Source organism: uncultured Succiniclasticum sp. (genome assembly GCF_902793885.1).
Taxonomy (GTDB): domain Bacteria; phylum Bacillota; class Negativicutes; order Acidaminococcales; family Acidaminococcaceae; genus Succiniclasticum.
Genome location: NZ_CADBFF010000006.1, coordinates 11,876 through 25,205, shown reverse-complemented (window position 1 = coordinate 25,205; position 13,330 = coordinate 11,876). Strand labels below are relative to the sequence as shown.

The window sequence follows — 13,330 nt, the reverse complement described above, 5'->3', positions numbered from 1 at the left end:
AACCGCAATTTTATCCAGTAAAAATGCGGATTTTTTGATGTTTTTCAATTTTACAAAAAAGCGCTTGACTTTTTTATTAGTAATTATTATAATTAAAATATAAAAATTAAAAAAGACTATATGGCGATAATGCAGATCAAGTTACACCTCCTTCTCCTTCTCCTTCTTCTATTTGAGAAAAACCCGCATAGGCATTGTGCGGGTTTTTCCATGCGTGGAAAGAGACGGAGAGACTGGGACTGATCTGTTTCATGATACGAATTATTCCGGGAACGGAAGGGATCCTGCGGAATGATGTTTTTTCCAAAGCCGATTGGATTGCGTTTGGCATTATACAGTTACTAAAAAATAGATTGAAAACGGAGGATGAATGCGGTATAGTATCCATAGGATACATTGAGGGGGCCATTAATTATGAACGAGCTTCTGTCGCTGCTGAAAAATGCGGAGCAGCAGGACAGTATGAAAAAAGCGGAACGGTACGTTCTTGTGACCGTTCTGGTGATTCTGATCGGTCTGGTGGCGTTGATGATGTTCGATATCCGCCGCCTGCAGGGAACGGCCCGGGTGGTCAATTATGCCGGGATCATGCGGGGCGGAACCCAACGGTTTGTAAAGCTGGAGATGACCGGATTCACGAACCAGGTGCTGGAGGAACGGATCAACAAAATCGTGCTGGGGTTACGGGACGGCAGCAAAGAGCTGAACCTTATCCAGCTGGACGACGAAGAATACCAGAAACACCTTAACGACACGATTACCATCTGGAATGCCATCCGTGATAAAATTGCTGATTTCCGTATCGACCGCATGGATAACAGGGAAGAACTGCTCTTTTTAAGCGAAGACCATTTCGTGACGGCGGATAAGACCGTGTCGCTGGCGGAGGAGTATTCGCAACGGCTGGCCAGCCGCATTGAAAAACTGGAATACGGTATATACGCCTGTTTCATTGTCATCGCGATTATGTTTTTGCGGCAGCTGATGCATATTATCTACGTGATTGGAAGTCGTAAGGACTTTCGGGAATGGGATACTGTCTGTGGACTGTACAAGAGGGATTACTTTTTTGAACATGCGGACAATGTGCTGAAAGAAAAAGATAACAGTCCCTATACGGTGCTGTGTATCTATGTGGAGCACCTTAAGGTGATGAACGAGCGGTATGGTGTCCAGAAATGCAATACCATGCTGCAGGAACTGGTGGACCTGCTGCACAAGTATATTCCCGAGTGCATCGTGCACGGCCGTTTGGCAGAGGACACTTTTGCGTTTCTGATTAAAATGCAGCCGGACGACGGCTGGTTGAACCGGATGCAGGAGGGTATCGAGCAGGATTTCTGGTATCCGATCAGCGTAAAGTACGGCGTATATGACGAAATTGCCAGGGATCTTTCCATGTCCACCACCTGCGACCGGATCATGATGTCAGTGGAAAGCATCAAAAACCTGTACGGTTCCAACCTGGTGCATTATGATGAGACCGTGATAGAGCAGGCCCGCAAACAGCATTTTATTCTGGAGAACATGGAAGCGGCGCTGACCGGACATCAGTTTAAACCGTATTTCCAGCCTAAGCATTCGCTCCACACGGACCGGACGGGAGGCGCGGAGGTACTGGTGCGGTGGATCCATCCGCAGCAGGGCTTTATGAATCCGGGCGAGTTCATTCCGCTGTTTGAAGAAAACGGGTTTGTAGCCCGCATGGACTTTTACATTTGGGAGGAAGCCTGCAAAGCGTTGCGGAGCTGGAAAGACAAAGGCTGGCCGGTGGTTCCTCTTTCCGTGAACATGTCCCGGAAAGATTTTGATGTGCCGGACGTTGTGGCAAAGCTTGTGTCATTGGTGGATACGTACGGACTGGAACACGATCTGCTGCACATTGAGGTAACAGAGTCCACGATTTCCGGAGATCCCACCAGGCTGGCAAGTATCGTGCGGGAACTTCATGAAGCAGGCTTTGTGATAGAACTGGACGACTTTGGCAGCGGGTATTCCTCCATCGCGACGCTGAATGAACTGACGTTGGATGTGCTGAAATTGGATATGAGCCTGGTGCGTAAGGATGACCCGAAGGTTGAAAACAGCGCGCTGAAGTTTGCGGTGATGATGGGCAAGATGCTGAACCTGAAACTGGTGGCGGAAGGAGTGGAAACCGCGGAACAGGTAGAACGGCTGCGGGGTATGGGCTGTGACTACATTCAGGGCTTCTATTATTGCCGTCCGTTGCCGCAGGCGGATTTTGAAGCCTATCTGCAGAAGGAGTAAGAGTTACGGTAAAATCGCTGTGACACAGTTCATGACTGTGTAGCTAAACAAAAAACAACGGGGTTACAGACTAATAACAAATCGTCTGCAACCCCGCTTCTTTTTTTACAACGAAAGGGTCGTGTTAATATGATATGACGGACGTTTTAGAAATCAACTTCCGTATCGTAGTAGCAGCACTTCAGCAGCTTCACCATTTCTTCCTGGCTGGGCTGGCGCGGATTGGAACCGGTGCAGGCGTCCAGGATGGCGTCGGCGGCGATGCGTTCCACTCTTTCCAGGAACACTTCTTCCGGCACAAAGCCTTTGTCTTCCGGCAGGCCCTTCGATCCGTAGTGGTTGATGCTGTGGGGGATGTTCAGGTCGTCGTTCATCTTCCGCAGGTAGGCGATCAGCAGATCGACTTTTTCTTCGTCGCTCTTGCCGCCTAAATGCATGTAATCCGCAATGACGCCGTACCGTTTCAGGGCGGCAGGGTCTTTGGAGTTAAATTTGATTACTTTCGGCAGGTACATGGCGTTGGCCGCGCCGTGGATGATGTGGGCGCCGTAGTCCGCGAAGGCCGCGCCGGTCTTGTGGGCCATGGAGTGAACGATACCCAGCAGCGCGTTGGAGAAAGCCATGCCGGCCAGGCACTGGGCGTCGTGCATGATGTCCCGGGCTTCCATGTCGCCGTTGTAGGATTTTACCAGGTTCGCCTGGATCAGTTCGATGGCGTGGATGGCCAGCGCATCCGCATAGGCGCTGTGGGCCGTGGAAACGTAGGCTTCAATGGCGTGGGTCATGGCGTCCATACCGGTGTGGGCCGTCAGCTTCTGGGGCATGGTGTGAACCAGGTCCGGATCCACGATGGCGATGTCCGGCGTAATTTCAAAATCGGCGATGGGGTATTTGATGCCTTTCTGGTAATCGGTGATGATGGAGAACGCCGTAACTTCCGTGGCGGTGCCGCTGGTGGAAGAGATAGCGCAGAAGTGCGCTTTCGTGCGCAGTTTGGGCAGGCCGAACACCTTGCACATATCCGCAAAGGTGGTTTCCGGATATTCGTATTTGATCCACATGGCTTTGGCTGCGTCGATGGGGCTGCCGCCGCCCATGGCCACGATCCAGTCGGGCTGGAATTCCTGCATGACGGCCGCGCCGTTCATAACGGTTTCCACGGACGGATCGCTTTCAATCCCTTCGATTACTTTGGTTTCCATGCCGGCTTCCTTCAGATAAGCCAGCGCCCGGTCCAGAAAGCCGCCGCGTTTCATGCTGCCGCCGCCTACACAGACGATGGCCCGTTTGCCTTTCAGCGTTTTCAGTGTTTCCAGCGCGCCCTTCCCATGGTACAGGTCGCGGGGTAACGTAAATCTTGACATGATAAAGACCTCCTTTTTTAAAAAACACGTAATGGTTTTCAACATATATCAATTGATAATAAGTACTGATTATGTTGCATATTATATTATATATTAAAAACCCCGTTTTGAAAAGGCGCGACGTCCGGCAATACGGTAAACTTTATGTGAAAAACTGTAATCACAGGCTGCAACAGCCGGAGCTGCGGTAGTCCGTTTCGGTCAGACGCAGGCGCGAAGGAGGCCAAAGATAAACAGGCAAAAAAGAATGTGCGAAAAGAAAAATCTGTGATATAATAATGAAGCTAATTGATGACAACGCAGGAACCCGTTCAGGGTGGAGGTGTAACTTGAAACTGGATATCAGACGGAAAGTTTTGTTACTAGTGCTTTCCGGCAGTCTGCTGACCTTTTTGCTGATCAATGTTTTTCTGTATTTCGGCTTATACCGTATCAGGGAAACGGTGGAGACGAAAAATGAAGAGCTGGGGGAGGAGACGGCTGAATATACGGAACAGCTGGTAGAAGCACAGATAAAAAAACGCATGGGGGAAATTACCCGGCTTCGGGCGCAGTATGTGGATGGCGGGTTGACGGCGACCGCTGCAGACGTAAAATATATAGCGGATGTCATGAATGCCCTCCTGAAGGGCGACGTTCAATCCGCCGGCCATCCTGTTCCCAATGCCTTATATGCCGACGTTCCTGCCGGTCAGCCTTTTATTCATTACAGTCCGGATCTTGCCAGGCAGGGCGTTTCGCCGGCTTTACAGCGTGAGATCAGGCTGACTTCGGGCTTTATTGGTTCCCTGCTGGGAATGAGCGCTTGCAGTGACTTTTATCAGGCCGTGTATCTGGGGTCAAAAAGCGGATATACGATCATGGTGCAGCAGAGGGAAGAGAAGGAAACGCTCTCTGCGTTGTGTACGGAGCCGAACCGTCATACTTACGACCCCAGAAAACGGGACTGGTATAAACTGGGAAAAGACGCTTCCAAGCCTGTTTTTACGGATGCATATATTAACCCGGTGACAGGAGAACCCTGTGTTTCCTGTGTCGTTCCCTATTATGATACAGAGGGATTTGCCGGAGTAGCCGGTATTGACTGCAGTGTCCAGGATCTTTATGAAGAGATTATGAAGACTGCGATCAGCAGTACGGAGCGGTCTTTTGTACTGGGGAACAAAGGGGAAATTATTATTTCTTCCAAAGAGAAAGGGCTTCTGTCCGTTTCTCTTGATTCACAGGATCTGCGAAAATCGGCAGAGAGCAGTATCGCCCGTGAAGCCGCAAACATGGTGGCAGGGAAAACGGATATGAAGCCGGTTACGATTGACGGGAAAGAGTATTATCTGGCCTATGCACCCATCAAGTCATTGGGCTGGAGCTTTGGTACCCTGATTGCGAAAGATGAAACACTATCACCTGCCATGGAGGCGAAAAATGAAGTACGTGACTGGATGAGTGATTTCAGAAATACCGTGCACGGTCTGATAACCGGTTATGGGGCGATGCTGGCTGCCGCCATGGCGTTGCTGCTGGTCGGCTTAATCGGTTTCGGCACATGGTCGGCCAAACGGTTTGTAAAGCCGATTCTGGAACTGGAAGACGGGGTGAAACAGATTGCCCGGGGGAATCTGGATAAAAAGCTGTCCCTTGAGACCGGTGATGAGATAGAACACCTTGCGGACAGCGTGAACAACATGGCCGCGGAGTTAAAAACCTATATTGCGGATCTTTCCAAAGTCACAGCGGAAAACGAACGCATCGCCACCGAGCTGTCGGTGGCCCGGAATATCCAGGAGGGGATGCTGCCGAAGACCTTTCCCGCTTTTCCGGATATAAGGGAATTTGATATTTACGCCTCCATGCATGCGGCGAAAGAAGTAGGCGGCGACTTTTACGATTTCTACCTGGTGGATAAAGACCATCTGGCCGTGACCATTGGGGATGTGTCCGGCAAAGGGGTGCCCGCTGCGCTGTTCATGGTCGTCGCCAAGACCGTGCTGCAAAACAACATGCTTCTTTTGAAAAAAGCGGAGGCGCTGGGTGAAGTGATGGCCCGGGCCAACGACCGGCTCTGCCGGGATAACGAAGAAGATATGTTTGTCACCGTGTTCATGGGGCTGCTGAACATCAAAACCGGTGAGTTCTGCTATGTGAACGCAGGACATAACCGCCCGCTTTTGCGTTGCGGCGCAGACGGATTTGCCTGGCTGCCCAAGGCGGACACCTGCATGATAGGTATAATGGAAGGCCTGGAGTTCCCGGTCCGGAAGCTGAAGCTGAACTCGGGTGACTGCCTGTTCTTATATACCGACGGCGTGACGGAAGCCATGGATCCGGAGGGCAACCTGTTTTCAGAGGGAAAACTGAAAGACCTGCTGGGAACAGTTCCCAGGGAGATGGAGACAAAAGACATCCTGGTCCTGGTTTCCCAGGCGGTGAAAGCCCATGCGGGAGAAGCGGAACAGTCTGACGACGTGACCATGCTGGGACTTTTGTATAAGGGACAGGAAAAACAATGATTCCGGATGCAAGTGCTTGAAAAATATGTTATAATATTATAATAAGCTTTATAAAAAATGAGATATGTATGCAACACCCGGTCAGACCGGGCGACTAAAAAAGAGGGGATGATTTCAAATGGCATTGACGATTACTTCCGTTACGGAAGGAAATACTGTTACACTCACGATTGCCGGCAGGCTCAGCGCGCTGGAAACGGCTGAGTTTGATGCTGCGTTTACCGAAAAGACGCAGGGGATGAAACAGGCGTTGCTGGATTTTTCCAATGTGGAATACATTGCATCGGCAGGTTTGCGGTCCCTGTTTTCGGCCAATAAAAAGATGGCCCGGCAGGGTGGCGAAATGAAGCTGCTGTATCCCTCCGAGGAAGTGGCGGAGGTTTTGCAGGCTACCCGTTTTGACAACCTGATTAAAATCGTCTGGCGGGAACAGGAAGACAGTTTTTCCCGGTTGTATCCCCTCCGTCCCATCCAGCGTTGGATGGTGGACACCCATTTTATGAAAGCAAAGTCCACCATGATGAATACAGGCGCCCTGGTCCGGCTGGATCCGGCTGTTGATATGGAGAGACTGGCGGCAGCTTTAAATGATGTGCTTGCGTCATATGATATTTTCCGCTGCCGTCTGGTGATCCACCCGGAAACAGGGGATATCTGCCAGCGTTTTGACGGTGACATTACCAAGGTTGTTGTGGAGACACTCTCGGACGAAGCTTTTGAACAGCGAAAGCGGGAAATTAAGCTGCCCTATGACCTGATCGATCATCCGCTGTACCGGATCTACCTGATGGAAACTTCTACGGCCAAGTATTTTTATGCGGACTTTTACCATGCAATCATGGATGGCGCCGCCATTGCCATGCTTTTCCTGCGAGAGATAGATAAACGCTATGTTCGTTCCGAACGGGGCGGCAAAGCCGGGCGCCAGTCTGCCAGCTACGCCGGGTATATCCGGGAGGAAGCGGAAATACCCCAGGCGGAACTGCAGGCAGGACATGATTACTGGACCCGAATGCTGGCAGGTTTTGACGAGAGCCGGCATTTGCCTCCTGCGGATATAGACGGAGCCAGCGATACACCGGAACACGAAATAGAAGTCCCGTTTCCTGTGATTGAAAAGGACTTTTTTAAAGGCCGGGAGTTTACTGAGAATACATTTTTCATGGGGGCGTCACTGCTGGCCCTGGCCAAATCTGCGGGAAGCCGGGAAGCCATCATGGGCTGGGTTCACAACGGCCGGGTGACGTTGTCCGAAAAGCGCCTCATGGGCCTGATGCTGGACCAGTTCCCCATCCGCTGGGATTTTAACGAAGATATTACGGCAGCCGCCTTCCTGGGCGGGCTGGAAGCCAGGGTAAACGAAGGCATGCAATACCGCAAGAGCCTGGACATGGTTTACGGAAGTGGGCTGGAAGACGAGTGCGCCAGCTTTATCCTGCAAAAAGGCAATCTAGGGCGCCGGGGCACGATAAAACTGGGGGGCACGGAAGGATTGATCGAGGAAATGCCTGCCAATGAGATTTCGGCGGCGGAAAATACGCTGGACATTGAAGTAAACGCCCATGATGACAGTACATTCTCCCTGGTGTTGGATTATGACAACAATCGGTACAGCGCGGCAGCCATGCAGCGGTTTGCAACGATTATGAAAGAGATGGTCGTCGCCCTGCAGGACGGGGACTGTGTAGTAACGGAACTGCTGAAATAAGCAGGCTTTCCGGCATGGGTAACGATATAAGAAAGGGTTTATAACATATGGATAAGCAGGAATGGTGTACTACACACTTCGGCTCGGAGTTGCCGGATTGTTTGCCTCTTCCCGAGTTGCGGGAAAAAGAGGGCAGAACCTGGAACCGGTTTTCGCTTCCCTTGGCTACACGTCCAGAAGCGGCCGAACTGGCTGCAACGGTGTTATACCTGCTGGGCGTATACGGCGGACTGAACGAAGCCGGTCTTCTGGTGTGGAACGGAAACGGCTGTCAGCCGCTGCGGCAAGAATGGAAGCCGGATATGACGCCCGGCCAGCTGACGGAACTGGCAAAGAACCGGCTGCAGGAAGGAGGAGCCTTTTCCTGGGATGAAGGCGAAGCAGTCGAAGTCCTGGGAGTAGAAGCAGGACGGCGTGTGGCCGTTTCCCTGACCGGGGAGATTCCCCCGGCACAGTGTGAAGGGTTGGCGCTGGCGTTTTGCCTTGCACCCCGGGGGCTTGTCATTTCCTATGACAATTCGCTGTATACAGAGCCCTTTATCCGGGTGATGGCTCTTTCCTGGCGGGAAATCATCGTGAGTTTTTCCACCGCCGGAACACTGGCCGGCGTTTGCATTACGGCAGAAGAAACCAGGGGAGTTCTGGACCGTTTTAATGAGACGGTCCATGCCTATGATAAAACAGCTACCATCATTGAGCAGTTCTGTGCCAGAGCTGCGGAATATCCGGACAACATGGCGGTGACTTACGAAGAGAAGGCTTACACCTATGCCCGGGTGAAGGATCTGGCATTCCGGCTGGCGGGCTATGTGTCCCGGAATGGATTGTGCCGTGGGGATGTGGTGGCGATATTCATCCCCCGTTCCGAATATATGGTGATCGCGTCCCTGGGCGTCATGCGGGCGGGATGCGCCTATGAACCCCTGGACCCGAACTATCCGGATGAACGCCTGTCCTTTATGGTGAAAGACGCCGGGGCACGGCTTATTATTGTTGCGGATGAACTGTTGCCGCGGTTGCAGAATTTTACAGAATTTAACGGAACGGTCCTGCGGGTGTCGGAGATTTCCTCCCTGCCGCTGCCGGATGCTGCTGTGCTGGCAGAGATACAGGTGCCGCAGCCGGACGATCTGTTTATGCTGATCTATACCTCCGGTACTACCGGCGTGCCCAAAGGGGTTCGCCTGTTACAGAAGAATCTCATGGCCTATGCAGCCTGGTACCGGCGTTTTTTTACGCCTACGGAGAAATATCGCGTAACCTGTTACAACAGCTATGGCTTTGACGGATCCCTGGCGGATATGTATCCGGCCCTTACGGTAGGCGCCGGCATCGTCGTCATTCCCGAAGAGAAAAAGCTGGACCTGCCGGCTCTGGCGGAAATTATAAATAAGCATCATGTTGTGGTGGCGGACCTGCCGGCCCAGGTAGGGCGCCAGTTTGCCCTGACCATGGACTGTCCGGAACTGAAATACATTGTAGTAGGCGGGGAAACGCTGGTACCCTTTAAGCCGGTGCATCCGTATATTGTGGCCAATGAATACGGACCCACGGAAGCTACGGTTTCCATTACCTGTTACAGTATGACGAAATACGAGCCGGATATTCCCATCGGCACGCCCATGGATAATACGGCTATTTATATGGTAGACAATTGCGGGCGGCGTGTGCCTCCCGGCGCCCTGGGAGAGCTTTGGGTAGCAGGGATCCAGGTGGCAGGCGGGTATCTGAACCGGCCGGAAAAGACAAAAGAAGCGTTTGTGCCCAATCCGTTTTCGCAGGAACGCGAATACGAAACGGCCTACCGCACAGGGGACATGGCCCGTTACCGTCTGGACGGGAACATTGAGTTTATCGGCCGACGGGACGGCCTGGTGAAAATTCGCGGGTTCCGGGTGGAGCTGGCGGAAGTGGAAGGGGTCGTACACGATTTCCCTGCCGTGAAAAATGCAGCGGTGGTGGCCTGCGATAATCCGGCAGGAGGGAAATTCATCGCGGCCTATGTAGTGGCGGATGAACCCATCGACCGGCAAGCCCTGGCGGCCTTTATCCGGGAACGGAAACCGCCCTACATGGTACCGGCGGCAATCGTACAGCTGGATGCCATTCCCCGGAACCAGAACGGCAAATTAGACCGGCGGGCTTTGCCCAAACCGGAAGTCTACGTGACCGAAACGCCGTATGTAGCGCCCCGTAACGAAACGGAAGCAGCACTGGCCAGAGGCTTTGCCGTGGCCTTAGGCATGGAAAAGGTCAGCGCGGAAGAAGACTTCTTTGCGGCCGGGGGCGACAGCCTCAGCGTGGTGCGGCTGTTAGCCGAATGCCGGAATCTGAAGCTGAACTTTAATCTGGTCTATGAAGGCAAGACGCCTATCGGTATTGCGAACCTGCTGGCACAGCGGGAAGCGCAGGAGCAGAACCGCGTGATCCACAGGGATACCCATTTCTTCGGCCCTCTGCAGGAGCTGCACTATGAGTGGGGTAACGATCTGGAAGAAGGCTACGGCCTGCACTGCGACGCCCATGTATATCTGGCGCCGGAAACGGATATGGAACGCCTGGCGCTTGCCATCGAAACGACGCTGCTGGCCCATCCCGCCGTGGATGCCCGGTTGACTGCCACTGCCGACGGAACCCTTCGCTGGCGGCCCGGCGACCTGCAAAATCTGAAACCGGTCGTCGAGACGATCACCCGGCAGGAATACGAAGAATTAAAACCGCACCTGCGTCAGTCCATGAACCGTCCCGAGACCCGCATGTTCGTCATGCGTCTCTTTGCCATTACCGAAGCGGACGGAACTGTGGCGAAAGAATTTTATTTTGATTTCCTCCATCCCATCATCGACGGCGACTCCATCAACATCTTCCTGGAAGACGTGGATGCCGCCTATGGGGGTGAGGAGCCGGCAACGGAAGAATACAGCATCTTTGATTATTATGACCGGATCGAGGATACCCTGGAAACGCCGGCGTACCAAAAGGAGCAGCAGTGGAATGCTGATTTTGTACGGTCCTTTACGGCACGGGCCGGAGAACTTACAGGGGATCTGGATCCCGGTGAGGAAAACGTCACAAAAGATTTGATGGTGCCGCTGCATGTGGATCTGGCAAAGGTGGATGCCTTTACCAGGGCCAACGGCGTTACGGACGGATCCATCCTGGCGGCCGCCTTCGGCCTTTTGCAGAGCCTGGCCAACGGGGAGCAGGCTTCCGCCGTACTGACCATATACAACGGCCGGGACGATATCCGCTATGAACGGACCATGGGTGCGATTTACCGGCATTACCCGCTCTGCACCCGCTGGCAGGCGGATATGACGGCGTCCCGGTTTGTGAAGGAGACCCAGGAGAATATTCTCCTTTGCCGCCGCCACGCGCTTTATGAAGGGGACTGTGTACCTCTTATCGCAGCGTTCTCGTATCAGGGCGAAGATATTGAAGACGAGTTTACCTTCTGCGGCGGCCCGTCCCGCTACGAAGAAATCGAAGATTATGAAGACGAGGTGTTTGATTTCTTCCTGCATCGCCGCAGCGATGATTTCTATGTGAACCTGACGTATAATACCTTAGCTTACAGCGAAGCGTTCACAGACCGGTTCCTGAAAAATTATGCGGCTGCGATACACGGTCTGGCAGCGGGCAAAACGATCGGAGAAATAGTAAAGGAGATTCTGCGTGGATAAAACAGTCGATTATGCGTATTTTACCCGTAAAATGTTTATACACTCGGTCCTGCCGGCTCCCCTGGCAGGTATCGGGCTGGCCCTGGCGGAGATCGGCGACACGATCCTGGTAGGCCATGCCATCGGCATGGACGGCCTGGCGGCCATCGGCTTCATTTCCCCCCTGTTCCTGCTGGCGGCCTTCCTTGTGTTCGGGCTTTCCATGGGCGGGGCCGTTGTGTACAGCAATCTGATGCATGAGGGAAAAAAGGAAGAGGCCCTGGGCATCTTCAATTTTTTCATGCGGATCAGCGCAGTCATCGGCTTCGGCATCCTGGCAGGAGGTGTTCTGTTTGAAAATGAGCTGCTGGCTTTTCTGGGCACCCATCCAGATGACGGCGCGGTGTACCAGATGGCGAAAAGCTATCTCTTTTATATCCTGCTGGGCATTCCGTTTGAGATTTTGATGGAAGTACTGACTGCCTACCTGCGCAATGACGGGGAGGATACCTTCTCCACGGTGGTCCAGACTGCCACCGGGGTAGGTAACCTGATCATCAGCGCCATCCTGCTGCTGTTCTTTAACTGGGGCATCGCCGGCTGCAGCTTCGGCTTCTTTATTTCCAACGCGGTGGCGGTGCTGGTCTCCGTGGGATTACTCGCGACGCGTTCCGAGGGCCAGCTGGCGCTGCAAAGACATGCCGCCTCTTTCAAGGAGGCGTTCAAAGGGCTGCGGCTCGGTTTCTCCACCTCCTCCGAATATATTTTTGACGCCATCTTTTCGCTGGTGGTGATCCGTCTGCTGTCGGATATGGCCGGTACGGACGGCGTGGCGGTGTTCAGTATCATTGAAAACCTTTCGGTGCTCTTTATCTTTTTATATGAATTCATCGGCAAGACTTCCCAGCCGTTTTTCTCCATGTTTTTTGCCGAATGCAATTTTAAGGAGCTCCACCGTTTTTTCCGGTACGCGCTGGGTTATGCGCTGGTTGTAGGCACCCTTTCCATGCTGCTGGTCATGGTCTGGCCCCAGATCCTTGACCTGCTCTTCGGTCTGGAGGACATAAAGGACGCAAATCAAGCCTATTATGCGGCCCGGGTCTTCTGCGCGGGTTCCATCTTTATGGGCGTAGCCCTGGTGCTGCAGAATTACCTGCAATCGGAGGAGGACGAGAGATCGGCTTTTCTGGTGGTGTTCATGCGGCGTCTGGGCGCCAGCCTGCCGATTGCCCTTGTGCTGGCAGAGTATGGTTATTATGTGTTCTGGCTGGTGTATCCGCTGTCAGAGATCGTTACGCTGGTGGTGCTTTATTTCTACAAGCGCATACGGGGAGAACGGCATGTCATCGATCCTGCCCGGGTCTATAACGCATCCTTTTTGGGCCGGGTGCAGGATGTGGCCGAGCAGCTGGATGCGGTGGAACAGTTTGCCCTGTCCTGGGGAGCCGATGCCCACTGCTGTAACTCCCTGCGTCTCGCTATGGAGGAAATCTGCGGTGTGATGAACGAGCGGGCCGGCTCCCTGAAAGGCGACGAGCCGGTATTGGCCCAGCTTACCGTAATCGCACAGGAAGACGGAACCTTCAAGCTCCATCTCCGGGACAATGCCAGGGAACTGAATCCCTTCCAGCTTTCTGACAAGGCGCTGCAAGTCCTGCCGGAACAGACGGAAGACATAGACGAAAGGGCTCTGGTCCTGCATGCGGTGAAAACCCACGTCCGTCAGTATCTGTACCGCAACTACCACGGGTTCAACACTGTCACGCTGACCGTGTGAGGCGGCAGTTGCTGCGGCGAAGCATTGCGACAACAAAACAGGCC

At 53.2% G+C, this 13,330-nt stretch carries 6 protein-coding genes; 5 read left to right on the top strand and 1 reads right to left on the bottom strand.

All coding sequences use genetic code 11. The features are described from left to right. Nucleotides 1–414: 414 nt before the first annotated feature. Nucleotides 415–2,268, top strand: coding sequence for a GGDEF domain-containing phosphodiesterase (locus tag QZV31_RS04475; protein WP_295358544.1), 1,854 nt, complete (start codon nt 415–417; stop codon nt 2,266–2,268). Nucleotides 2,269–2,414: 146 nt separating this feature from the next. Here the strand turns inward: QZV31_RS04475 and QZV31_RS04470 are convergent, their stop codons facing one another. Continuing rightward, a complete protein-coding gene (locus tag QZV31_RS04470) occupies nt 2,415–3,632 on the bottom strand; it encodes an iron-containing alcohol dehydrogenase (protein ID WP_295358542.1) in 1,218 nt (405 codons plus the stop codon). A 329-nt stretch (nt 3,633–3,961) separates the two neighbouring features. Between QZV31_RS04470 and QZV31_RS04465 the strand changes: the two genes are divergently transcribed. From QZV31_RS04465 to QZV31_RS04450, 4 genes are all read left to right on the top strand, one after another. Then, nucleotides 3,962–6,139: a SpoIIE family protein phosphatase gene (locus tag QZV31_RS04465; RefSeq protein WP_295358540.1), complete on the top strand. Its 2,178-nt coding sequence runs from the start codon at nt 3,962–3,964 to the stop codon at nt 6,137–6,139. A gap of 118 nt (nt 6,140–6,257) precedes the next feature. Next, nucleotides 6,258–7,847 carry an anti-sigma factor antagonist gene (locus QZV31_RS04460; RefSeq protein ID WP_295358537.1) on the top strand — a complete coding sequence of 530 codons (1,590 nt, stop codon included), beginning with the start codon at nt 6,258–6,260 and terminating at the stop codon, nt 7,845–7,847. A gap of 47 nt (nt 7,848–7,894) precedes the next feature. Next, on the top strand, nt 7,895–11,530 hold the full coding sequence (locus QZV31_RS04455) for a non-ribosomal peptide synthetase (protein ID WP_295358535.1): 3,636 nt from the start codon (nt 7,895–7,897) through the stop codon (nt 11,528–11,530). Further along, nucleotides 11,523–13,286 carry an MATE family efflux transporter gene (locus QZV31_RS04450; protein ID WP_295358533.1) on the top strand — a complete coding sequence of 588 codons (1,764 nt, stop codon included), beginning with the start codon at nt 11,523–11,525 and terminating at the stop codon, nt 13,284–13,286. The genes QZV31_RS04455 and QZV31_RS04450 overlap by 8 nt, the downstream gene beginning before the upstream one ends. Nucleotides 13,287–13,330: the final 44 nt, after the last annotated feature.

Bases quoted from the DNA above. Each gene is read 5' to 3' on its own strand.
- QZV31_RS04460 (WP_295358537.1), top strand. From the start codon at position 6,258: ATGGCATTGACGATTACTTCCGTTACGGAAGGAAATACTGTTACACTC.
- QZV31_RS04470 (WP_295358542.1), bottom strand. From the start codon at position 3,632: ATGTCAAGATTTACGTTACCCCGCGACCTGTACCATGGGAAGGGCGCG.
- QZV31_RS04455 (WP_295358535.1), top strand. From the start codon at position 7,895: ATGGATAAGCAGGAATGGTGTACTACACACTTCGGCTCGGAGTTGCCG.
- QZV31_RS04475 (WP_295358544.1), top strand. From the start codon at position 415: ATGAACGAGCTTCTGTCGCTGCTGAAAAATGCGGAGCAGCAGGACAGT.